Here is a 22722-nt window from a genome sequence, read left to right on the forward strand (position 1 = left end):
GAATCGTGGACAATTTGATTGCGCTGCTCGTGGCGGCGCCTCTGCTCGGAGCGGCCGTACTGCTGTGCGGCGGCCGGCGGCTCGACGCCGTCGGCCACTGGATCGGTACGGTCCTCGCGGCCGCCTCCTTCGTGATCGGCGCGGTCCTCTTCGCCGACATGCTGGGCAAGGACGCCGAGCACCGGGCCGTCGGCCAGCACCTGTTCAGCTGGATCCCCGTCGAGGGCTTCCAGGCCGACGTCGCCTTCCAGCTCGACCAGCTGTCGATGACGTTCGTGCTGCTGATCACCGGCGTCGGTTCGCTCATCCACGTGTACTCGATCGGGTACATGGAGCACGACGAGCGCCGCCGCCGCTTCTTCGGCTATCTGAACCTGTTCCTCGCGGCGATGCTGCTGCTCGTCCTCGCCGACAACTACCTGCTGCTGTACGTCGGCTGGGAGGGCGTGGGCCTGGCCTCGTACCTGCTCATCGGCTTCTGGCAGCACAAGCCCAGCGCCGCGACCGCCGCGAAGAAGGCGTTCCTGGTCAACCGCGTCGGCGACCTGGGCCTGTCGATCGCCATCATGCTGATGTTCACCACCTTCGGGACCTTCGCCTTCGGGCCGGTCCTGGAGGCCACCGGCGAGACCGGCGAGGGCACGCTCACCGCCATCGGCCTGATGCTGCTGCTCGCCGCCTGCGGCAAGTCCGCCCAGGTGCCGCTGCAGTCCTGGCTCGGCGACGCGATGGAGGGCCCGACCCCGGTCTCGGCCCTCATCCACGCCGCGACCATGGTGACCGCGGGCGTGTACCTGATCGTCCGCTCCGGGGAGATCTTCAACGCCGCGCCGGACGCCCAGCTCGTCACCACCGTCGTCGGGGCGGTCACGCTCCTGTTCGGTGCGATCGTCGGTTGCGCCAAGGACGACATCAAGAAGGCGCTCGCCGGTTCGACCATGTCGCAGATCGGCTACATGATCCTCGCGGCCGGCCTCGGCCCGATCGGCTACGTCTTCGCGATCATGCACCTGGTGACGCACGGCTTCTTCAAGGCCGGGCTCTTCCTCGGCGCCGGCTCGGTCATGCACGGCATGAACGACGAGGTCGACATGCGCAGGTACGGCGGCCTCAGGAAGTACATGCCGGTCACCTTCGTGACGTTCGGCCTCGGCTACCTCGCCATCATCGGCTTCCCGGGCCTGTCCGGCTTCTTCTCCAAGGACAAGATCATCGAGGCCGCCTTCGCCAAGGGCGGCACCGAGGGCTGGATCCTCGGGAGCGTGGCCCTGCTGGGCGCCGCCGTCACCGCGTTCTACATGACGCGCGTGATGCTGATGACGTTCTTCGGCGAGAAGCGCTGGCAGCCCGACGAGAGGGGGAACGAACCGCACCCGCACGAGTCCCCGAAGTCCATGACGATCCCCATGGTCGTGCTGGCCTTCGGGTCGGTCTTCGCGGGCGGCTTCTTCGGTGTCGGCGACCGCTTCGTCCACTGGCTGGAGCCGGTCACCGAGCACACGCACGGGCACCCGCCGATCGGAGCGACCGCGGTCACGCTCTCCACGGTGACCGTCATGGTCGTCGGCGTCGGTCTCGCCTACCTCCTTTACGGGCGCCGTCCCGTCCCGGCCGTCGCCCCGCGCGGCTCCCTGCTCACCCGGGCCGCCCGGCGCGACCTCCTCCAGGACGACTTCAACCACGTCGTCCTGGTGCGCGGCGGCGAGCACCTCACGCGCTCCCTGGTGTACGTCGACCACACCCTGGTCGACGGGGTCGTCAACGGCACGGCGGCCTCGATGGGCGGTCTGTCCGGACGGCTGCGCAAACTGCAGAACGGCTACGCGCGCTCGTACGCCGTCTCGATGTTCGGCGGTGCGGCGCTCCTCATCGCCGCGACCCTGCTGATGAGGGCGGTCTGATACCGATGTCCTTTCCTCTGCTGACAGCGACGGCGGCCCTCCCGGCGATCGGGGCGATCGCCACGGCCGCCGTGCCGGCCGCGCGCCGCACCGCCGCCAAGTGGCTGGCCCTGCTCGTCTCGCTCGCCACGCTGGCCCTCGCCGTCGTCGTCCTGGTCCGCTTCGACCCCGACGGCGACCGCTACCAGCTCACCGAGTCGCACTCCTGGATCAAGGACTTCGGGGTGCGGTACGAACTGGGCGTGGACGGCATCGCGGTGGCGCTGATCGCGCTGACCGCCCTGCTGATCCCGTTCGTGATCCTCGCGGGCTGGCACGACGCCGACCCGCTGGAGACCCGCAGCAGCCGGTGGCGGCCGACGCAGGGCTTCTTCGCCCTGATCCTCGCCGTCGAGGCGATGGTGATCATCTCCTTCGAGGCCACCGACGTCTTCCTCTTCTACATCTTCTTCGAAGCCATGCTCATCCCGATGTACTTCCTCATCGGCGGCTTCGGGGACCGGGCCCACGCGGGTTCGGACGAGCACGCGGCGGCCCAGCGCTCGTACGCCGCCGTGAAGTTCCTCCTCTACAACCTGGCCGGCGGCCTGATCATGCTCGCCGCCGTGATCGGCCTCTACGTGGTGGCGGGGAACTTCTCGCTCCAGGAGATCGCCGCGGCCCGGGCCGACGGCTCGCTGGACATGGCGACCAACACCGAGCGGTGGCTGTTCCTGGGCTTCTTCTTCGCCTTCGCGGTGAAGGCGCCGCTGTGGCCGCTGCACACCTGGCTGCCCAACGCCATGGGGGAGTCCACCGCCCCGGTCGCCGTACTGATCACGGCGGTGGTCGACAAGGTCGGCACCTTCGCGATGCTCCGCTTCTGCCTCCAGCTCTTCCCGGAGGCATCGGAGTGGGCGACGCCCGCCATCCTCGTGCTCGCCCTGATCAGCATCATCTACGGGGCGCTGCTCGCGGTCGGCCAGCGCGACATCAAGCGCCTGGTGGCGTACGCCTCGATCTCCCACTTCGGCTTCATCATCATGGGCATCTTCGCGATGACCAGCCAGGGGCAGTCGGGCGCGACGCTCTACATGGTCAACCACGGCATCTCGACCGCCGCGCTGATGCTGGTGGCCGGCTTCCTGATCTCGCGGCGCGGCTCGCGCCTGATCGCCGACTACGGAGGGGTGCAGAAGGTCGCGCCGGTGCTCGCCGGCACCTTCCTGGTCGGCAGCCTCGCGACGCTGTCGCTGCCGGGTCTTGCGCCGTTCGTGAGCGAGTTCCTGGTCCTGGTCGGCACGTTCGCGCGCTACCCGGTGATCGGGATCATCGCCACCTTCGGCATCGTCCTCGCCGCGCTCTACACCCTCGTCCTCTACCAGCGGACCATGACGGGCCCGGTGAAGCCCGAGGTGTCGGCCATGCCCGACCTCAAGGTGCGCGAACTCGTGGTGGTCGCCCCGCTGATCGCCCTGCTGATCGTCCTGGGCGTCTACCCGAAGCCCCTGACCGACATCGTCAACCCGGCGGTCGAGCAGACCATGTCCGACGTGCAGAAGACAGACCCGAAGCCCGACGTGGAGGCCGCCAAGTGAGCGCAACAGCCGTCCACAGCCTGTGGACAACGGCGGCCGATCCGATCCAGAAGATCGACGCGCCGAACATCGAGTACGGGCAGCTGTCGCCCGTCCTGATCGTCATCGGGGCGGCGGTCGTGGGAATCCTGGTCGAGGCATTCGTGCCGCGCAAGTCCCGCTACCACGTCCAGCTGTTCGTGTCCGTCGTCGCCCTCGCCGCCGCGTTCGCCGCGGTCGTCGGGCTCGCGGCGAGCGGGTACGGCACCACCAAGGCCGGTATCGCCGCGATGGGCGCCGTCGCGGTCGACGGGCCCGCCCTCTTCCTCCAGGGCACGATCCTGCTGGCCGGTGTGCTGGGCGTGTTCACGTTCGCCGAGCGGCGCCTGGACCCCGTGGCGCACGGCAACCGCGTCGACTCCTTCGCCGCGCAGGCCGCGTCCGTACCGGGCAGCGACAGCGAGAAGGCCGCGGTCAGGGCGGGCTTCACCACCACCGAGGTGTTCCCGCTGCTGCTCTTCGCGATCGGCGGCATGCTCGTCTTCCCGGCGGCGAACGACCTGCTGACGCTGTTCATCGCACTGGAGGTCTTCTCGCTGCCGCTCTACCTGCTGTGCGCCGTGGCCCGCCGCAAGCGGCTCATGTCGCAGGAGGCCGCGGTCAAGTACTTCCTGCTCGGCGCCTTCGCCTCCGCGTTCACCCTCTTCGGCATCGCCCTGCTCTACGGCTACGCCGGCTCCGTGTCGTACGCGACGGTCGCACAGGTCGTCGACGGCACGGTCGAGACGGTGAACCCGGCCCTCGCGGGCACCATGGGCAACGACGCGCTGCTGCTCATCGGCGCCGCGATGGTCGTCATGGGCCTGCTGTTCAAGGTCGGCGCGGTGCCGTTCCACATGTGGACCCCGGACGTGTACCAGGGCGCGCCGACCCCGGTGACCGGCTTCATGGCCGCCGCGACCAAGGTGGCCGCCTTCGGCGCGCTGCTGCGGCTCCTGTACGTCGTCCTGCCGGGCCTGCGCTGGGACTGGCGGCCGGTGATGATGGGCGTCGCGGTCGTCACCATGCTGGGCGGCGCGATCGTCGCGATCACCCAGACCGACATCAAGCGGCTCCTCGCGTACTCGTCGATCGCGCACGCGGGATTCATCCTCGCGGGTGTCATCGCGACGACCCCGGACGGCGTCTCGTCGGTGCTGTTCTACCTGGCCGCGTACTCGTTCGTGACGATCGGCGCGTTCGCGGTGGTCACCCTGGTGCGGGACGCGGGCGGCGAGGCCACCCACCTGTCCAAGTGGGCCGGTCTGGGCCGCAGGTCACCCCTGGTGGCGGCCGTGTTCGCGGTCTTCCTGCTGGCCTTCGCGGGCATCCCGCTCACCTCCGGCTTCGCGGGCAAGTTCGCCGTGTTCAAGGCGGCGGCCGAGGGCGGCGCGAGCGCGCTGGTCGTGGTCGGTGTGGTCTCGTCGGCCATCGCGGCGTTCTTCTACATCCGGGTGATCGTCCTGATGTTCTTCAGCGAGCCGCGCCCGGAGGGACCGACGGTCGCCGTGCCGTCGCCCCTGACGATGACGGCGATCGCGGTGGGGGTGGCGGTCACGCTGGTGCTCGGTGTGGCCCCGCAGTACTTCCTCGACCTGGCGGGACAGGCGGGCGTCTTCGTCCGCTGACGGCGCTGCGGTCCGCGGGCCCCGGTTCCGGTCGGAACCGGGGCCCGCGGCGTCTTCGGGGACGGGTGGACGGCCGCGTTCCGCACATACTCCGTCGCAACCTGTGGACAACTCCGGGGCTGTCGGTGCGGGCCCCTATCGTGGACACAGCGGTCGGGGCACGAGCTACGGGCCGCGAACTACGGGCCGCGGGCTGCGGACTGCGAATCACGGGGCACGGAACGATGGGCGGGACGGGTGCGATGGCAGAGGTGGCGGAGGTGATGACGGAGGTGACGACGGAGGTGGCGGAGAGCGAGGCGCTCGCGACGCTCCACCGGGTCTTCGGTTACGAGACCTTCCGGGGCGAGCAGGAAGCCGTCATCGAGCATGTGGTGAGCGGCGGGGACGCCGTCGTCCTCATGCCGACGGGCGGCGGCAAGTCGCTCTGCTACCAGATCCCGGCCCTGGTCAGACCGGGTACGGGTGTGGTGGTCTCCCCCCTCATCGCGCTGATGCAGGACCAGGTGGACGCGCTGCGGGCGCTCGGCGTGCGCGCCGGGTTCATGAACAGCACCCAGGACTTCGACGAGCGGCGCACCGTCGAGGCCGAGTTCCTCGCGGGCGAGCTCGACCTGATCTACCTCGCGCCCGAGCGGCTGCGCCTGGAGTCCACGCTCGACCTCCTCAAGCGGGGGAAGATCTCCGTCTTCGCGATCGACGAGGCGCACTGCGTCTCCCAGTGGGGCCACGACTTCCGCCCCGACTACCTGTCGCTCTCGCTGCTGGGCGAGCGCTGGCCGGACGTCCCGCGGATCGCGCTGACGGCGACGGCCACGCACGCGACGCACCGGGAGATCACCGAGCGCCTGGGCATGCCGGACGCCCGCCACTTCGTCGCCAGCTTCGACCGGCCCAACATCCAGTACCGCATCGTGCCGAAGGCCGACCCCAAGAAGCAGCTGCTGGCCTTCCTCGAGGAGGAGCACCCGGGTGACGCGGGCATCGTGTACTGCCTCTCGCGCAACTCCGTGGAGAAGACGGCCGAGTTCCTCGCCCGCAACGGCATCGCGGCGGTGCCGTACCACGCGGGCCTCGACGCGGGCACCCGCGCCGCCCACCAGGCGCGGTTCCTGCGCGAGGACGGCCTGGTGGTGTGCGCGACCATCGCCTTCGGCATGGGCATCGACAAGCCGGACGTCCGGTTCGTCGCCCACCTGGACCTGCCCAAGTCCGTCGAGGGCTACTACCAGGAGACGGGCCGCGCGGGCCGCGACGGACTGCCGTCCACGGCCTGGATGGCCTACGGGCTGAACGACGTCATCCAGCAGCGCAAGATGATCCAGTCGAGCGAGGGCGACGAGGCGTTCCGGCGCCGGGCCTCCGCGCACCTGGAAGCGATGCTCGCGCTGTGCGAGACCGCCCGGTGCAGGCGCGCCCAGCTGCTCGCCTACTTCGGCCAGGACCCGGCGGCCGAGGCGTGCGGGAACTGCGACACGTGCCTGGTCCCGCCGGAGACCTGGGACGGCACGGTCGCGGCCCAGAAGGTGCTGTCCACCGTGGTGCGGCTGCAGCGCGAGCGGGGGCAGAAGTTCGGGGCGATCCAGATCGTCGACATCCTGCTCGGCAGGAAGACGGCCAAGGTCATCCAGTTCGACCACGACCAGCTGTCCGTCTTCGGCATCGGCGAGGAGCTGGACGAGGGCGCGTGGCGCGGTGTCATACGCCAGATGCTGGCCCAGGGCCTCCTCGCGGTCGAGGGCGCCTACGGGACGCTGGTGCTGACCGAGGCGAGCGGGACGGTGCTGCGGCGCGAGCGGGAGGTGCCGCTGCGCAAGGAGCAGCCGAAGCCGGTGACCGCACGCGGCTCGTCCGGCTCGTCGTCCGGCTCCGGCCGGGCGGAGCGCAAGGCCAAGGCCGCCGCGGCGGCGGCCGAGATGCCTTCCGAACTGCTCCCCGCGTTCGAGGCGCTGCGCGCCTGGCGGGCCGGTCAGGCCAAGGAGCAGGGCGTCCCGGCGTACGTCATCTTCCACGACGCCACGCTGCGGGAGATCGCCGCGCTGTGGCCCGGCTCCGTCGAGGAACTGGGCGGCATCAGCGGGATCGGCGAGAAGAAGCTCGTGACGTACGGGGAGGGCGTGATCGGGGTGCTCGCGTCCCTGGAGCGGCCCGCCGGGCCCGCCGTGGCAGCCCCGGAGCCGCGGCGCCGCAGCGACGGCGACCCGGACCTGCACTGGCCGGAAACGGAAACGGAACCGGAACCTGAACCGGAGGACTGGGGGTAGGAGGGCGCCCCACGAGGGGCGCCCCGTCAGGGGCGCGGGGAACTGCGCGACCGACCCCCACCGGCCCGCGGATCCCCACGACCTCGCGTCGGCGAAACCCCGCGGCGGAGCGCTACGCGCTCACGACGCGCCCGCTCACCTCACCGAGCCCCACCCGCGTCCCCCCGGGCCCGGGGGCCCACGCGGTCAGGGTCACGACGTCACCGTCCTCCAGGAACGTCCGCTTCCCGGAGGGCAGTTCGAGCGCGTCCCGCCCGTTCCAGGTCAGCTCCAGGAGGGAGCCCCGCTCGCGCTCCGAGGTCCCGCTCACGGTGCCCGACCCGTACAGGTCGCCCGTGCGCAGCGAGGCCCCGTTCACGGTCATGTGGGCCAGTTGCTGGGCGGCCGTCCAGTACATCGTGGAGAACGGCGGCTCGGAGACCACGTGGCCGTTGACGGCGACGGAGATGCGCAGGTCGTAGCCGCCCGGCTCCTCCGCGGAGTCGTCCAGGTAGGGGAGGAGGGGATGCGTGCGCGCGGGGGGCGCGACCCTGGCGTCCTCCAGTGCGTCGAGCGGGGTGACCCAGGCCGACACGGACGTGGCGAAGGACTTGCCGAGGAAGGGCCCGAGGGGGACGTACTCCCATGCCTGGAGGTCGCGCGCGGACCAGTCGTTGAGCAGGCAGAGCCCGAAGACGTGGTCGCGGAAGCCGGCGAGCGGCACCGGCGCGCCCATCGCGGAGGGCGCGCCGACGACGAAGCCGACCTCCGCCTCGATGTCCAGCCGCACGGACGGGCCGAAGACCGGCGCCGGGTCCGCGGGGGCCTTGCGCTGACCGGAAGGGCGTACGACGTCGGTCCCGGAGACCACGACGGTCCCCGCCCGGCCGTGGTAACCGATGGGCAGGTGCTTCCAGTTGGGGGTCAGGGAGTCCTCGGCGTCGGGGCGGAAGATCCGGCCGACGTTACGGGCGTGGTTCTCGGAGGCGTAGAAGTCGACGTAGTCGGCGACCTCGAAGGGGAGGTGGAGGGTCACCTCGGAGAGCGGGTGCGTCAGGGACGCGACGGTCTCGCGGTGGGCGGGCACCGTCACCCACGCGGTGAGCGCCCGCCGCACGTCCGACCACGCCGTACGGCCGGCCGCGAGCAGCGGGTTCAGCGAGGGCCGGGCGAGCAGCGTGGCGTACGGGGAACCGAGGGCCGTCGCGGCGGCCCCCGCGTCGAGGACGTGGTCGCCCAGCCGGACGCCCACACTCCGGTGACCGGAGCCGTCCGGAGAGCCGTGCCGGGAGAACACGCCGTACGGAAGGTTGTGCGGGCCGAAGGGATCGCCCTCGGGGAGGTCGAAGGGGGGCATGGGGTACTGCCTCGCTTTCCGTGTGGGTGTGGCACACGTTACGGGGAGGCGCCGTTCAAGGGCAGTGCCCGAGGGCGGGGTCGGCCCGCGCCGACCCCGCCCTCGCGGGCGACGGCGCTCGCCACCGGGACCGGCGTACGGATGCGCGTGGTGGCGCGCGCAAAGAGCCCAGCCTCTTTCGGCGCGCCCCCGGCGGCGGACGCGGCCGCGCCCCGGGCCGTCCTTCGGGCGGCCCGTCCGGACCCCCGACGGCCGTGCGGAGGGGCGCGAACCGGGTCGGTGGGGTGGCCGATATGTCATGGGATCGGCCCGAACTGCCGGGGTCCCGTGGGACGTGCGGTGACGCGTGAGGCGGTCGCGGTGCCGGACGACGTCCGGTTCCCGTCGAGTCGCTGGAGCATTCGATCCGTATTCTCTGATCATGGCCGCACCCACTGCATATTCACTCATCGCCACTGACCTGGACGGGACGTTGCTGCGCGGCGACGACACCCTGTCGGACCGGTCGCGCACCGCGCTGGCGATGGCGGTCGGCAGAGGCGCCCGGCACCTGGTGGTGACGGGTCGCCCCGCCCCGCGCGTGCGGCCGCTGCTGGACGAACTGGGCAGCCGGGGGCTCGCGGTGTGCGGACAGGGCGCGCAGCTGTACGACGCCGGCGCGGACCGCATGGTGTGGTCCGTCACCCTGGAGCGCGAGCTGGCCGAAGTGGCCCTCGGCAAGATCGAGGCCGAGGTCGGCGAGGTGTACGCGGCCGTCGACCAGGACGGGGTCGACGGCCTCACACTCATCGAACAGGGCTACGAGGTGCCGCATCCGACGCTTCCCGCGGTACGGGTGCTGCGCCGCGACGACCTGTGGACACGGCCCATCAGCAAGGTGCTGCTGCGTCACCCGCTGCTCACGGACGACGAGTTGGCGTCCGTGGCCCGTGCGGTGGCCGGTTCCCTCGTCACCGTCACGATGTCCGGCCCCGGCACCGTCGAACTCCAGCCATGCGGCGTCACGAAGGCGACGGGACTCGCGCTGGCCGCCAGGCGCCTGGGCCTGACGTCGGCGCAGACCGTCGCCTTCGGGGACATGCCCAACGACATCCCCATGTTCGACTGGGCGGCGCGCGGGGTCGCGATGGCCAACGCGCACCCGGAACTCAAGTCCGTCGCCGACGAGGTCACCCTCTCGAACGAGGACGACGGCATCGCGGTGGTCCTGGAGCGGATGTTCCGCGGCGACCGCCCCGAGCGGCGGACGGCCCACCTGACCGGCCGGCAGGCCGGCCGGGGTGGGGGGTACGGCGCCGTCGGTCAGTAGGCCCCGAAGACGTTGTCGATCGAGCCGTAACGCGCGGCGGCGTAGTTGCAGGCCGCCGCGATGTTGGCGACCGGGTCGAAGGGGTCCGACGACGTGCCGGGCACGTGGTACGCCGCGAAGGTCGGGTCGATGACCTGGAGGAGCCCCTTGGAGGGGGTGCCGGCGGCCGCGTTGGAGTCCCAGTCGTTCAGGGCCTGCGGGTTGCCCGACGACTCGCGGATGATGTTGCGGTGGATGCCGTCGTAGGTGCCCGGGATGCCCTGCCGGGCCATGACGTCCAGTGCCTGCCTGATCCAGCCGTCGAGGTTGTCGGCGTAGGTCTTGGCGGTGGCCGCGGTGGCCGCGGTGGCCGCCGGGGCGGTGGCGGACGTCGTGGTGGCCCCGGTCCTCTTCGCCGCCGTGCTCGACGTGTCCGCCGTGCCCGCGGTCTTCGCCGTGCCCGCGGTCTTCGTCCCGACGGTCAGTTCGATCCCCGGGCGGATGAGGGCCGGGTCGTCGCCGATCACCGCGCGGTTGGCCTTGTACAGCGTCCTCCAGCCGTTCGGGGTGCGCGCCTCGGCGATCCTGGACAGGGTGTCGCCTTGAACCACCTTGTACGTGACCAGCGAGACCTGTGGGACGGTGGCCTGCGGAGCCTGTGCGGTCGGTGCGGCCGGTGCGGTCTGTACTGCCCGGGCCGGCTGCGTGGCATGGGCGCCGGTCGCCCCCACGAGGGGGAGGGCGAGCGCGGCACCGCCCGTCCCCGCGGCGACGGCGCCGCGGGTGAGGGTGCTCGTTCGGTGGCGGCGGTGCTTGCCTCGTGCGGGCATGACGCATTCCTCTCCGGCGCCTGCGAGGTGAGCTGTCGGGTTCGGGCGGGAGCTGCCCGGCCGCGTGCTGTGCGCGACTTCACCCCCAGCCGTTCCGATGTCCGGACCGGCGACTTACCTGGGTTCCCCGCTCCTGCCGTGCGCGAATGAATGGGTGACTGGTTCTTTCCGGGCGGCGGCAGGATTAGGCGGTCCGTCCGGAGTGACGTGAAGGTATGCGAGAGCACATGTCGGCAACAAGCCCTGAATTTCCAGAGCGGTGTTCATGACCTGCTTTGTCGAGCGAATACCTCTTGATCGATCCGGAGAGCAAAGTTCAACTTACTTTCCGCGAAGGGAAGTCGATGAGTCGCGCAAAAGGATCACTTCGAGTGGACGTGACTCAATTCACTGACCTCGGGTGGCGAATCGGGGGTACGGGAATTCGGCGGGGGGCAGGTCGACGCGGGGCGGGACGGATTCACTTCCATGAACTCCTGCCCTTTTGTCGGCATAACGGTTTTACCGGTCATATCGGAAGATGAACGACATGTCGTCCATGGTTCCGTGCCGTCCGGTCCGGTCGAGGGGCGAAAGAGGTCAGGCAGAACGTGTCCGACAGGGTGAGAGCAGGTGACGGGCGGGCGCTCATCGTGATCGAAAGACGACCGGATACGCTGACTTGAGTGCCGACAGCGACACATCGACAAACACCTACAGCACGCGCCACACCCACAGCACCCACCACAGCACGCACAGCATCTACAGCACGCACAGCATCTACAGCACGCACAGCATCTACAGCACGCACAGCATCTACAGCACACACAGCATCTACAGCGCGCAGCGCGGACAGCACCCGGTGCATCCGGTACACCCGGCACACCCAGAACATCCAGAGACCGCCGTTGAGAGCGTCAGCAGACAGGAGACCCTCGTGACCGTCGTCGGGCCGTTCGGGCTGAGCGTGCGGGACCAGGCTCTCGAAGCCGATGTCCAGGCCGGACTGACGGCTGTCGAGGAGGGACTGCTCGAAGCCACCAAGAGCGAGGTCCCGTTCATCACGGAGGCCGCGCAGCACCTCGTGCGCGCGGGCGGCAAACGGTTCCGGCCCCTGCTCGCGATGCTCGCCGCCCAGTTCGGCGACCCGTACGCGCCGGGTGTCGTGCCCTCGGCGGTCGTCGTCGAGCTGACCCACCTCGCCACGCTGTACCACGACGACGTGATGGACGAGGCGGACGTGCGCCGCGGGGTGCCCAGCGCCAACAGCCGCTGGGGCAACTCGGTCGCGGTCCTCACCGGCGACTTCCTCTTCGCACGCGCCTCGCACATCCTGGCCGACCTGGGCCCCGAGGCCGTACGCATCCAGGCGGAGGCATTCGAGCGGCTGGTCACCGGCCAGATCCTGGAGACGGCCGGACCGCGCGACGGGCGTGACCCGGTCGACCACTACATGGACGTGCTCGGCGGCAAGACCGGCTCCCTGATCGCGGTGGCGGGACGGTTCGGCGCGATGATGTCGGGTGCCGACGAGACGGTCGTCGACGTGCTGACGCAGTACGGGGAGCGGCTCGGCGTCGCCTTCCAGCTGGCCGACGACGTGCTGGACATCGCGAGCGACTCGCACGAGTCCGGCAAGACGCCCGGCACCGATCTGCGCGAGGGCATCCCGACCATGCCCGTGCTGCGGCTGCGCGAGCGCGTGGAGCGGCTGGGCCTCGCCGAGGACATCGCCCTGTCCGAGCTGCTCGCGTCCGACCTGACGGACGACGCCCGGCACGCGGAGGCACTGGCCAGGCTGCGCGTCCACCCCGCGCTGGACCAGGCGCGCCGTGACACCGTGCGGTACGCGCAGGACGCCCGCGCGACGCTGGCCCCGCTGCCGGAGTGCGACGCGAAGGCGGCCCTGGTGGAGCTGTGCGACGCGGTGGTGCACCGCGCGGGCTGACCCGCGCGTCCGGACCCGCGCGTCCGGACCCGCGCGTCCGGACCCGCGCGTCCGGACCCACGCGTTCGCGTGCGGCCTGCCCCGCCCGTCCTGCCCGCCCCGCCCGTCCCCGTCGGATGAAGGGTTTCATCGCGCTCCCACGCGGCATACGGACGGCGTCTCCCCCGTACGACCCCTACGGGTCGGGGGAGGCGCCGTCCGCCCGTGTCATCCCGCAGGTGTACGTGGAGTTGGCTCCGAGGTCTGACGCTTTCCGGCGTCCGATTTGGTCGGATGGACCTCACCACTTCACAGGAGTTCGGGTGACAATGGCGGCCAGGGGTGGACGAGTGCGAGGACGGTAAGCCGCCGCCGACAACGGAGGTAGGGCACACATGGCACCGTACGAATCCGACGACAGCAGGACCGGGGACGAGGCCGACGGCACGCGCGCCGGCCGGCGCAGGGCCACGCGGTACGCCGTCCCCGTCGCGGTGGTGGGGGTGGCGGCGGCGACCATCGGGCTGGTCCCGGCGTTCGCGGGCTCCGGCGATCCCGACCTGCCGGAGGTCAGCGCCCAGCAGCTCATCGAGAAGATCGCCGCCTCGGACGTACAGCGGCTGTCCGGCACGGTGAAGGTCAGTTCCGATCTCGGCCTGCCGGACCTCGGCGGTCTGGAGAGCAGCCTCGGTGGCGTGACGGGCGGGCGCGAGGGCGAGGGATCGTCCGCCGATCCGTCGTCCAGGCTGATGGAGCTGGCGTCCGGCACGCACACGCTGAGGGTCGCGGCCGACGGCGAGGACAGGCAGAAGCTGTCCCTCCTCGACAAGGCCGCGGAGTACAGCGTGATCCGCGACGGCGACGAGGTGTGGGCGTACGACAGCGCGTCGAACGAGGCGTACCACGTGCGGGACGCAGCCTCCGGCTCCGCCGGGAAGGGCGCGGAGGACAGGTCCGGGGACGTGCCCGCCACGCCCCGGGAACTGGCCGAGGAGGCGCTGAAGGCGGCCGACGGCACGACGTCCGTGACCGTCGACGGTACGGCGCAGGTCGCCGGCCGCGACGCCTACAAGCTGGTGATCAAGCCGAAGCAGTCCGGTTCGACGGTCGGCGCGATCTCCGTCGCCGTGGACGCGAAGACCGGTCTGCCGCTGAAGTTCACGCTCACCCCGGCGAGCGGCGGCGCGGCCGTCATCGACGCGGGCTTCACCGAGGTCGACTTCTCCCGGCCGGCCGCGTCCACCTTCGACTTCAGCCCGCCGAAGGGCGCGAAGGTCACCGAGGGCGACGAGCTGAAGTCCGGGGGGCCGGCGGGCAAGGACGGCAGGGCGGACAAGGACGGCAGGGCGGACAAGGCGCGTCCCGGAGGCGCCGGGGACCCGGGCAAGGAGTTCGAGGGCCTGAACGTCATCGGTGAGGGCTGGAACTCCATAGTCCGGTTCGACACCGGCGGCGAGGGCCTGCCGTCGGGCGAGGCCGCCGGAGGCGACGCGGGCCGTTTCCTGGACTCGCTGGGCGACCAGGTGAGCGGTGGGTTCGGCTCGGGCACGGTCTTCACGACCCGCCTGGTCAACGCGCTGATCACGGACGACGGCAAGGTCTACGCGGGCGCGGTCACCAAGGACGCGCTGGTGAAGGCGGCCGACGCGGCGAAGTAGGTTCCGCCGGTCCCTCACGGGCAGGAGCCGGGCAGGATTCTGCGGGTTCTCCGGAGGGCAGGGCGAAGTGAGGAAGTCGATGGCGGAACCGTCCACCGCGGGCGCTGCGGACAGCGCGGACAGCGCGGACGTGGGTGACAGCGCGGACGTGGGTGACACGGCGATCGTCACCCGGGCGCTCACCAAGCGTTACCGCGGTGGGCAGCTCGCCGTCGACGGCCTCGACCTGGCCGTCCCGGCGGGCAGCGTCTTCGGCTTCCTCGGACCGAACGGCTCCGGCAAGACGACCACCATCAGAATGCTGATGGGCCTGATCGAACCGACCTCCGGGAGGGCGCGCGTGCTGGGCCGCCCCATGCCGCGCGCAGCGCGGTCCGTGCTGCCGCACGTGGGCGCACTCATCGAGGGACCCGCGCTCTACGGCTTCCTCTCCGGCCGCGACAACCTCCTGCGGTACGATGCCGCCGACCCGGCCGCCGACCCGCGCACCCGGCGTGCGCGTGTGACGGCCGCGCTCGACCGCGTCGGGCTGACGGCCGCTGCGGGCAAGAAGGCGAAGGCGTACTCGCTCGGGATGAAACAGCGGCTCGGGCTCGCCGCCGCGCTGCTGCAGCCCCGCAGGCTGCTGGTGCTGGACGAGCCGACCAACGGGCTCGACCCGCAGGGGATGCGGGAGATCCGCGCGCTGATCCGCGAACTGGCGTCGGACGGCACGACCGTGTTCCTCTCCTCGCATCTGCTGGACGAGATCGAACAGGTCTGCACGCACGCCGCGGTGATGGCCCGGGGCCGGCTGATCACCCAGGGCCCGGTGGCCGGGCTGTCGGCGGGCGTGCGCGGTCGGCTCATCGTGACGACACCCGATCCGGGCGACGCGGCCCGGACCCTGAAGGAACTGGGCGCGAACGACGTCGTGACCGCCGAGGACCGGGTGAGCGCCGAGCCCCCGGACCGTGATCTCGCCGAGGTGAACGCGGCCCTGGTGACGGCGGGTGTCCGGGTCCGCGGTTTCGGGATCGAGCGGGCCTCGCTGGAGGACGCGTTCGTGGCACTCACGGGAGAGGGATTCGATGTCGCTGGCTGAGGTCGCGGAGACGCCGGCCGCGGCGGGAGGGACGCCGGGTCCGCCGCGGACGCCGGGTCCGCTGTGGACGCTGGGTCTGCTGCGCAATGAGCTGAGCACCACGCTCCGCCGCTGGCGGACCGTCGCACTGCTCGGGGTGCTCGCCGCCGTGCCGGTGCTGGTCGGCATCGCGATCAAGATCGAGACGAGTGACGGGTCGTCCGCCGGGGGCGGGGGCGAGGGCCCGGCGTTCATCGCGCAGATCACCAACAACGGCCTGTTCCTGGTGTTCACCGCGCTGGCCGCCACCCTCCCCTTCTTCCTGCCGATGGCGGTCGGCGTCGTCGCGGGCGACGCGATAGCGGGCGAGGCCGGCGCGGGGACACTGCGCTATCTGCTGGTCGCCCCGGCCGGACGCACCCGCCTGCTGATCACGAAGTACGCCACGACGATGGCCTTCTGCCTCATCGCGACGCTCGTCGTGGCGATCTCGGCGCTCGTCGTGGGCGCACTCCTGTTCCCGCTGGGCGAGCTGACGACGATCTCCGGCACGCGCATCGGCTTCGGCGAGGGGCTGGCCCGGGCCCTGCTGATCGCGCTGATCGTCGCCGTCTCACTGATCGGGGTGGCGGCGCTGGGCCTGTTCGTCTCCACCCTGACGAACAGCGGGATCGCGGCCATGGCCACGACCGTCGGCCTGCTCATCACCGTGCAGATCCTCGACCAGATACCCCAGCTCCACGCGCTCCAGCCGTACCTCTTCCCGCACTACTGGCTGTCCTTCGCCGACCTCATGCGCGACCCCGTGTACTGGGACGACCTGATCCGCAACCTCCAGGTGCAGGGGCTGTACGCGGCGGTGTTCGGCACGGCGGCCTGGGCGCGGTTCACCACGAAGGACATCACCGCGTAGGGCCCGGGGAGAGCTCCTGCGGTGGTCCGGCTGCTCCGGAGTGCTCCCGCGGCTCAGCTCTCGTGGGGGAAGCGGGCGAGCGGGGCCTCCCGGGCGAAGAACGTCTTGGCGCGGGTCAGGGCGGCGGAGTCGTTCAGTACGTCTCCCGGCTTGCTGCCGTTGCCGAGGAGGACACCGCCGAAGCGCATCTCCATGTACGCGGCCGACTGGTTGAGCGTGCCGATCAGCGGGTCGGCGACCTGCTCCTCCTCGTGCGCCAGCGCGGTGACGCCCCACAGGGTGCGCCCGCCCATCCTCTGCTTGAAGTCGAGGCCGGGGGTGCGCAGCCAGCCCGACCAGTGGTCGAGGTAGCGCTTGGTGTGCGCGGACAGGGAGTACCAGTACAGCGGTGACGCGATGACGAGGTCCGTCGCCGCGAGCGTCGCGTCGAGCAGCGTCGCCCTGTTGTCGCCGGACGGCCGGACGTGGTCGCTGTCGTGGCGCAGGTCCTCGAAGTCGGGCAGCGGGTGCTCGGCCAGGGAGATCCACTGCTGGGTGACGTCGGCGGGCAGTTGTTCGGCGGCCCTGCGGGCCAGCAGCTCCGTGTTCCCGTTCTCGCGGCTGCTGCCCAGGAGGAAGAGGAAATGGCGGGTCATGGGAAGGCTCCGTCATGTAGGGCGTACGACGACTGCATGCGTGTGCAGTATATGCACCTGCATGCAGTCGTCGGCTACCCGTGAGCGACCCGTCTTTCGCACCTGGTCCGTCTGGCCCGGTCCGTCCGGCCCGGCCCGTCTGGTCTCCGACCCGGTCCGCCGGGCCCGGCCTCTCAGGTCGGGCCGGTGGACCCGGTCCGCTCCCGCTCCGGTTGCCGCCGGTTACTCCGACAGCTCCCAGACCGCGTACGCGAGCGCGTCGCTGTTGCGGTTCAGCGCGGTGTCGTTGATGTTGGCCGTCGTGTCGCACGAGGAGTGGTAGCAGCGGTCGAACGCCTGGCCCGACGTGCCGCCCCACTTGGCGGCCTGGGCCGCGGACTTGGTGCTGCTGGCGCCGGTGAAGAGACCGCCGACGGGGACGCCCGCGCTCTTGAACGGGGCGTGGTCCGAGCGGCCGTCGCCCTCGGTCTCGATCTCGGTCGCGACGCCGAGGCCGGTGAAGTAGTCCTTGAAGGTCTTCTCGATGGCCGGGTTGTCGTCGTAGACGAAGTAACCGGGGTTCGGTGACGCGATCATGTCGAAGTTCAGATAGCCGCTGATCCTCGCGCGGTTGGCGGCGGAGAGGTTGTTGACGTAGTACTTCGAGCCGACCATGCCCAGTTCCTCGGCTCCCCACCAGGCGAACCGCAGGTGCTTGGTGGGCTGGTACTGCGTCCGGGACACGGCGAGCGCGGCTTCCAGGACGGCCGCCGAACCGGAGCCGTTGTCGTTGATGCCGGCTCCCGACGCGACGCTGTCGAGGTGGGAGCCCGCCATGACGACCTGGTTGGCGTCGCCGCCGGGCCAGTCGGCGATCAGGTTGTAGCCGACCCGGCCCGAGGCGGTGAACTGCTGGACCGTGGTGGTGAACCCGGCCGCGTCCAGCTTGGCCTTCACGTAGTCGAGGGACGCCTTGTAGCCGGTGCGGCCGTGGGCGCGGTTGCCGCCGTTGGCGGTGGCTATGGACTGCAACTGGGTGAGGTGGGCTTTGACGTTGGCCACGGGTATGTCCGGCGCGGCGGCCACCCGCGCGGGCGCGGCGTCGGCCATCGCGCTCGTGGTGAGCAACGCGGCGATCGCCATGGCGGCGGCACCCGTGGCACGTCCGGGAACGGAGAGCTTCATGTGGGGGGCTCCGAATTCCTTGGATTCCTTGGATTCCTTGCGGAAATTGGTGCCTGATGGTGAAGCTGAGTCTGACGTTCCGTCAAGAGCAGAATCCGGTCAGTCACGTTCGCATAGCGGATACCGGGTATTCACCAGCACTCACCGGCCGGATTTTTCTCTCCGAACACCTTCACGCAGCTCGGCTCGGCGATCGGCATCCCGGTGGTGATGGTGACGCTGGGCGCGCTTCTGCCGTCTCGACCGCCCCGGCACTCGTTCCCGTTCCCGGCGTTCCCCGGGTTCCGCAGGCCCGGCCCGGCAGGTCCTGAACCGCGGAGCCGACCCGTCGATTTCGCCATACTGTTCGTATGACCGCAGACGCGTCCGCTCCGTCCGCCGCGCGACAGTCCGCCGCCCCGCAGTCGCAGTCCGCCGCCCCGCAGTCGCAGTCCGCCGCTGCGCAGTCCGTCAGCCCGCAGCGCACCCGCGTCGTCGTCGTGGGCGCGGGGCCCGCCGGGCTCACCCTGGCCAACATCCTGCGGGCCGCTTCCGTGGACTGCGTGGTGCTGGAGGACGAGAGCAGGGAGTTCGTCGAGCAGCGGCCGCGCGCGGGTTTCCTGGAGGAGTGGGCGGTCCGCGCCCTGGAGGGCCGGGGCCTCGCGGACCGGCTGCTGCGCAACACCGCGGTGCACACCGAGTGCGAGTTCCGGTTCGCGGGGGAGCGGCACAGGTTCCCTTACGCGGACGTGTCGGGCCNGTTCCGGTTCGCGGGGGAGCGGCACAGGTTCCCTTACGCGGACGTGTCGGGCCAGCGTCACTACGTCTATCCGCAGCCGCTCCTGGTGACGGACCTGGTGCGCGAGTACGCGGACGTCCGGGGCGGCGACATCCGCTTCGGCGTCCGCGACGTCGAGCCCGCCGGGATCGACACGGACCGGCCCTCGGTGACGTACACGGATCCCGGGTCGGGCGGACGCATCCGGCTGGACTGCGAGTTCGTCGCGGGCTGCGACGGCGCGCGCGGTGTGACCCGGGACCGTATGCCGGCGGAGCACGTCACGGTCGCCCGGCACGATCTCGGCGTCGGCTGGCTGGCGCTGCTCGCCGAGGCGCCCCCGTCCTGCGACTGCGTCGTCTTCGGCATCCACCCGCGCGGGTTCGCCGGGCACATGGCCCGCAGTCCGCAGGTCACCCGCTACTACCTGGAGTGCCCGCCGGAGGACGACCCGGAGAACTGGCCGCACGACCGCGTGTGGTCCGAACTCCACGAACGCCTCTCGGCCGACGGGGCCCCGCCGCTCATCGAGGGCGGGCTCATCGAGAAGCGGGTCCTGGCGATGCACAACTACGTGGTCGAGCCGATGGCGTACGGGCGGCTGTACCTGGCGGGGGACGCGGCGCACCTGCTCGCGCCGATCGGCGCCAAGGGCATGAACCTCGCGATCCACGACTCCCTGCTGCTCGCCGACGCGCTCGTGGCCCACTGCGCCAAGGGCGACGGGAGCGGGCTGGCCGGCTACTCGCAGGCGTGTCTGCGGCGGGTGTGGCAGTACCAGGAGTTCTCGCAGTGGCTCTCCGAGGTGTACCACGGTGCCTCGTCCGGCGATCCGTTCCGGGCGGGCATCGCGAGGGCGCGGCTGCGGCGGACCCTCGCTTCGCCCGCCGCCGCGGCGGGCTTCGCCGAACTGTTCATGGGCAAGGACACCGACTACTGACCGGCCGCCGATCGGTCGCCGGCCGCGGCCCGCCGGCCGCGGCCCACTTGCTCGGTCTCAGTCCCAGTCCCAGTCCCAGTCTCGGCACCGGTCTTGGCCGCCGCCTCCGCCGCCTCCGCCGCCTCCGCGGTGGCCGAGGCCGCCGCGATCGCCGCGTTGCGCAGAGCGGTCCGCGACCGCCGGGCCGTCCGCAGCGCGTCCCACGTCAGCAGCGACAGCGCGGCCCACACCAGGGCGAACCCGGCCCACCGCTCGGGCGGCATCGCCTCGTGGAAGTACAGGACGCCGAGCATGAACTGCAGCACGGGCGCCAGGTACTGCAGCAGTCCCAGGGTGGACAGCGGTACCCGGATCGCCGCCGCGCCGAAGCACACGAGCGGCAGGGCGGTCACCACACCGGTCATGGCCAGCAGCACCGCGTGCCCGGCGCCCTCGCCGCCGAAGGTGGCGTCCCCCCGGGCCGACAGCCACAGCAGGTAGCCGAGCGCGGGCAGGAACTGGACCGCGGTCTCCGCGGCCAGCGACTCCAGCCCGCCGAGGTTGAGCTTCTTCTTCACCAGCCCGTACGTGGCGAAGGAGAAGGCGAGGCAGAGGGAGACCCACGGCGGCTGGCCGTACCCCACGGTCAGTACGAGGACCGCGGCGAAGCCGGTGCCGACCGCCGCCCACTGCACAGGACGCAGCCGCTCCTTCAGGAGCAGGACGCCCATGGCTATGGTGACGAGCGGGTTGATGAAGTAGCCGAGCGACGCCTCCACCACGTGGCCGCTGTTGACGGCCCAGATGTAGACGCCCCAGTTGACGGTGATGACGGCCGCCGCGACGGTGATCAGGCCCAGCTTGCGCGGCTGCCGCAGCAGGGGGACGGCCCAGGCCCAGCGCCGCGTCACCACGAGGGCGATCAGCACGAAACCGAGCGACCAGACCATGCGGTGGGCGAGGATCTCCCCGGCACCCGCCGGTTCGAGGAACGGCCAGAAGAGGGGGACGAGCCCCCACATGCCGTACGCCGCGAAACCGTTCAGCAGACCGATCCGCTGTTCGCCCCTGGACTGCGGACCCGTGTGCTGCTCGCCCTTGGACTCCACCGGCACGGCCCTCCTTCCCACTCGCCCGGCCGCGGACCTCGTGGCATCCGAGCCACGCGCGGCCTCCAAGAAGGTAGCGTCCGGCACCCCCGCACGTCATGCCCGTATCGCCATACGGTCATGACAGGCGGGGGTGCCGGCTCCGGCCGGGGCCGGGGTGGGGGAGGGCTCAGCCCTTGAGTGCCAGTGCGACCGACTCCGCGATCGGCGTGGTCGGGCGGCCGGTCAGTCGCGACAGGTCGCCGCTGGTGACGACCAGCTCGTCCTTGGCGATGGACGCGTCCACGCCGGCCAGGATCGCGGCGAGCGGCTCGGGCAGCCCGGCGCCGGTCAGGATGCCCTGGTACGTCTCGACGGGGACGGGGCTGTACGCGATCTCCTTGCCGGAAGCCTGCGACACCGCGGCGGCGTACTCGTCGAAGCTCCAGGCGTCGTCGCCGCCGAGCTCGTACGTCTTGTTCTCGTGGCCCTCGCCGGTCAGCACGGCCACGGCGGCGGCCGCGTAGTCCGCGCGGGAGGCGGAGGAGAGCCTGCCCTGGCCGGCGGCCTGGACGACGGCGCCGTGTTCGAGGACGGGGGCGAGGTTCTCGGTGTAGTTCTCGTTGTACCAGCCGTTGCGCAGCAGGGTGTACGTCACACCGGACTCCAGGATCGCGGCCTCGGTGTCCCGGTGGTCGTCGGCCAGCGCGGCGGTCAGGCTGCCGGGAGCGCTGGTGTACGCGAGGAGGGCGACGCCCGCGGCCCTGGCGGCGTCCAGGACGACCTTGTGCTGGCCGACCCGGCCCTTGTCGAACTCGTTGCCCGAGATGAGCAGCACCCTGTCGCCGGCGGAGAAGACCCCGTCGAAGGTCTCGGGGGCGTTGTAGTCGGCGACCGCGATCCGCACACCGCGGGCGGCGAACCCGGCGGCCTTCTCCTCGCTGCGGACGACGGCGGTGATCCGGTCGGCCGGGACCTTCTCCAGCAGCCCCTCGATGACGTGCTTGCCGAGGTGTCCGGTGGCTCCGGTGACGACGATGCTCATGGTGGAAACAACTCCTTGTGGGGTGGGTTCCCACTCACCATAAGAGCTGCACTAACTTTGGGAAAGTACCCACTTTGAAGTAAGGTACCCGCATGACGGTGAGTACCCCGGCGGTGAACGGGACGGCAGGCATGGCGGACAAGCCGGATAAGCCGGACGCGGCGGTGAATGCGATGGTGGGCAAATACGCCGTCGCTGAGGGGATGTGCCCGTACCGGCTCGTCCTGGAGCACATCACGAGCCGCTGGGGCGTCCTCGTCCTGATCGAACTCAGGGAGCGCCCGTACCGTTTCAGCGAGCTGCGCCGGGCGATCGGCAGGGTCAGCGAGAAGATGCTCACCCAGACCCTGCAGACCCTGGAGCGCGACGGGCTCGTGCACCGTGACGCCAAGCCGGTCATCCCGCCGCGCGTCGACTACTCCCTCACCGACCTCGGCCGCGAGGCCGCCGAACAGGTCCTCGCCCTGGCGATGTGGACCGAGCACCGGATGGACGACGTGGAGAGGGCCAGGCAGGCGTACGACGAGGCCCGCGCCCCCGTGGCGGAGGCGCGGGAAACCGGGCGCCCGGACTGATCGCCCGGACCGGGCGCTTCGACCGGGCGCCCGCGCCGGGCACCCGCGCCGAGCGCCCGGTCGAAGCGCCTAGCCGACCACCGTCCAGGCGTCCCCGCCCGTGAGCAGTGCTGCGAGGTCGCCCTTGCCGTTGTGTTCCATGGCGGTGTCGAGTTGG

General features: G+C 71.1%; 17 protein-coding genes and 1 riboswitch. Of the genes, 11 read left to right on the top strand and 6 right to left on the bottom strand.

Going from position 1 to position 22722, the window contains the following annotated elements; translation table 11 throughout:
- The first annotated feature begins 5 nt into the window (after window positions 1-5).
- The 4 genes from nuoL (at window position 6) to recQ (ending at window position 7388) form a co-directional block, all read left to right on the top strand.
- Window positions 6-1901: an NADH-quinone oxidoreductase subunit L gene (gene nuoL, locus KM933_RS18045; RefSeq protein ID WP_221353357.1), complete on the top strand. Its 1896-nt coding sequence runs from the start codon at window positions 6-8 to the stop codon at window positions 1899-1901.
- 5 nt (window positions 1902-1906) lie between these two features.
- Window positions 1907-3478: an NADH-quinone oxidoreductase subunit M gene (locus KM933_RS18050; RefSeq protein WP_221353359.1), complete on the top strand. Its 1572-nt coding sequence runs from the start codon at window positions 1907-1909 to the stop codon at window positions 3476-3478.
- Window positions 3475-5124, top strand: coding sequence for an NADH-quinone oxidoreductase subunit NuoN (gene nuoN / locus KM933_RS18055; RefSeq protein ID WP_221353361.1), 1650 nt, complete (start codon window positions 3475-3477; stop codon window positions 5122-5124). The genes KM933_RS18050 and nuoN overlap by 4 nt, the downstream gene beginning before the upstream one ends.
- A gap of 224 nt (window positions 5125-5348) precedes the next feature.
- On the top strand, window positions 5349-7388 hold the full coding sequence (gene recQ, locus KM933_RS18060) for a DNA helicase RecQ (protein WP_221353363.1): 2040 nt from the start codon (window positions 5349-5351) through the stop codon (window positions 7386-7388).
- A 112-nt stretch (window positions 7389-7500) separates the two neighbouring features.
- Here recQ and fahA read toward each other — a convergent pair whose 3' ends face one another.
- Window positions 7501-8724, bottom strand: a complete 1224-nt coding sequence (fahA, locus tag KM933_RS18065; protein WP_221353365.1) for a fumarylacetoacetase — start codon at window positions 8722-8724, stop codon at window positions 7501-7503.
- Between the two features lie 421 nt (window positions 8725-9145).
- Between fahA and KM933_RS18070 the strand changes: the two genes are divergently transcribed.
- Window positions 9146-10033 carry an HAD family hydrolase gene (locus tag KM933_RS18070; protein WP_221353367.1) on the top strand — a complete coding sequence of 296 codons (888 nt, stop codon included), beginning with the start codon at window positions 9146-9148 and terminating at the stop codon, window positions 10031-10033.
- Here the strand turns inward: KM933_RS18070 and KM933_RS18075 are convergent.
- Window positions 10027-10842: a LysM peptidoglycan-binding domain-containing protein gene (locus KM933_RS18075; RefSeq protein WP_221353369.1), complete on the bottom strand. Its 816-nt coding sequence runs from the start codon at window positions 10840-10842 to the stop codon at window positions 10027-10029. The genes KM933_RS18070 and KM933_RS18075 overlap by 7 nt on opposite strands.
- Window positions 10843-10846: 4 nt before the next feature.
- A riboswitch (cyclic di-AMP (ydaO/yuaA leader) is annotated at window positions 10847-11009 on the bottom strand.
- Between the two features lie 749 nt (window positions 11010-11758).
- Here KM933_RS18075 and KM933_RS18080 point away from each other — a divergent pair.
- From KM933_RS18080 to KM933_RS18095, 4 genes are all read left to right on the top strand, one after another.
- Window positions 11759-12769 (top strand): polyprenyl synthetase family protein, encoded by a 1011-nt coding sequence (locus tag KM933_RS18080; protein WP_221353401.1) that lies wholly within the window; start codon window positions 11759-11761, stop codon window positions 12767-12769.
- Between the two features lie 374 nt (window positions 12770-13143).
- Window positions 13144-14406, top strand: a complete 1263-nt coding sequence (locus KM933_RS18085) for a LolA family protein (protein ID WP_221353371.1) — start codon at window positions 13144-13146, stop codon at window positions 14404-14406.
- A gap of 79 nt (window positions 14407-14485) precedes the next feature.
- Complete coding sequence (locus KM933_RS18090) at window positions 14486-15490, top strand: ABC transporter ATP-binding protein (protein ID WP_260333711.1); 1005 nt, start codon at window positions 14486-14488, stop codon at window positions 15488-15490.
- Window positions 15477-16382, top strand: coding sequence for an ABC transporter permease (locus KM933_RS18095; RefSeq protein ID WP_221353373.1), 906 nt, complete (start codon window positions 15477-15479; stop codon window positions 16380-16382). The genes KM933_RS18090 and KM933_RS18095 overlap by 14 nt, the downstream gene beginning before the upstream one ends.
- A 53-nt stretch (window positions 16383-16435) precedes the next feature.
- Here the strand turns inward: KM933_RS18095 and KM933_RS18100 are convergent, their stop codons facing one another.
- Both KM933_RS18100 and KM933_RS18105 read right to left on the bottom strand, forming a co-directional pair.
- Complete coding sequence (locus KM933_RS18100) at window positions 16436-17017, bottom strand: flavodoxin family protein (RefSeq protein ID WP_221353375.1); 582 nt, start codon at window positions 17015-17017, stop codon at window positions 16436-16438.
- 222 nt (window positions 17018-17239) lie between these two features.
- A complete protein-coding gene (locus KM933_RS18105; RefSeq protein ID WP_221353378.1) occupies window positions 17240-18181 on the bottom strand; it encodes a M28 family metallopeptidase in 942 nt (313 codons plus the stop codon).
- A gap of 350 nt (window positions 18182-18531) precedes the next feature.
- Between KM933_RS18105 and KM933_RS18110 the strand changes: the two genes are divergently transcribed.
- On the top strand, window positions 18532-19878 hold the full coding sequence (locus tag KM933_RS18110) for an FAD-dependent monooxygenase (protein WP_221353380.1): 1347 nt from the start codon (window positions 18532-18534) through the stop codon (window positions 19876-19878).
- On the opposite strand, the gene rarD is transcribed toward KM933_RS18110, so the two are convergent.
- Together rarD and KM933_RS18120 are read right to left on the bottom strand one after the other, a co-directional pair.
- Entirely contained in the window at window positions 19872-20879 is a 1008-nt protein-coding gene (gene rarD / locus KM933_RS18115) for an EamA family transporter RarD (protein ID WP_221353404.1), read from the bottom strand. The two genes, KM933_RS18110 and rarD, sit on opposite strands and share 7 nt — an antisense overlap.
- Window positions 20880-21135: 256 nt before the next feature.
- Window positions 21136-21990 (bottom strand): SDR family oxidoreductase, encoded by an 855-nt coding sequence (locus tag KM933_RS18120; RefSeq protein ID WP_221353382.1) that lies wholly within the window; start codon window positions 21988-21990, stop codon window positions 21136-21138.
- 173 nt (window positions 21991-22163) lie between these two features.
- On the opposite strand from KM933_RS18120, the gene KM933_RS18125 reads away from it, so the two are divergent.
- Window positions 22164-22565 (top strand): winged helix-turn-helix transcriptional regulator, encoded by a 402-nt coding sequence (locus tag KM933_RS18125; protein ID WP_221353407.1) that lies wholly within the window; start codon window positions 22164-22166, stop codon window positions 22563-22565.
- Window positions 22566-22722: the final 157 nt, after the last annotated feature.

This window comes from Streptomyces beigongshangae, from assembly GCF_019710745.1.
GTDB classification, from domain to species: Bacteria; Actinomycetota; Actinomycetes; order Streptomycetales; family Streptomycetaceae; genus Streptomyces; species Streptomyces beigongshangae.

Coding starts and splice junctions, on each gene's coding strand:
- KM933_RS18050 (WP_221353359.1), top strand. CDS start 1,907: ATGTCCTTTCCTCTGCTGACAGCGACGGCGGCCCTCCCGGCGATCGGG.
- recQ (WP_221353363.1), top strand. CDS start 5,349: ATGGGCGGGACGGGTGCGATGGCAGAGGTGGCGGAGGTGATGACGGAG.
- fahA (WP_221353365.1), bottom strand. CDS start 8,724: ATGCCCCCCTTCGACCTCCCCGAGGGCGATCCCTTCGGCCCGCACAAC.
- KM933_RS18070 (WP_221353367.1), top strand. CDS start 9,146: ATGGCCGCACCCACTGCATATTCACTCATCGCCACTGACCTGGACGGG.
- KM933_RS18075 (WP_221353369.1), bottom strand. CDS start 10,842: ATGCCCGCACGAGGCAAGCACCGCCGCCACCGAACGAGCACCCTCACC.
- KM933_RS18085 (WP_221353371.1), top strand. CDS start 13,144: ATGGCACCGTACGAATCCGACGACAGCAGGACCGGGGACGAGGCCGAC.
- KM933_RS18090 (WP_260333711.1), top strand. CDS start 14,486: ATGGCGGAACCGTCCACCGCGGGCGCTGCGGACAGCGCGGACAGCGCG.
- KM933_RS18095 (WP_221353373.1), top strand. CDS start 15,477: ATGTCGCTGGCTGAGGTCGCGGAGACGCCGGCCGCGGCGGGAGGGACG.
- KM933_RS18100 (WP_221353375.1), bottom strand. CDS start 17,017: ATGACCCGCCATTTCCTCTTCCTCCTGGGCAGCAGCCGCGAGAACGGG.
- KM933_RS18105 (WP_221353378.1), bottom strand. CDS start 18,181: ATGAAGCTCTCCGTTCCCGGACGTGCCACGGGTGCCGCCGCCATGGCG.
- rarD (WP_221353404.1), bottom strand. CDS start 20,879: ATGTGGGGGCTCGTCCCCCTCTTCTGGCCGTTCCTCGAACCGGCGGGT.
- KM933_RS18120 (WP_221353382.1), bottom strand. CDS start 21,990: ATGAGCATCGTCGTCACCGGAGCCACCGGACACCTCGGCAAGCACGTC.
- KM933_RS18125 (WP_221353407.1), top strand. CDS start 22,164: ATGGTGGGCAAATACGCCGTCGCTGAGGGGATGTGCCCGTACCGGCTC.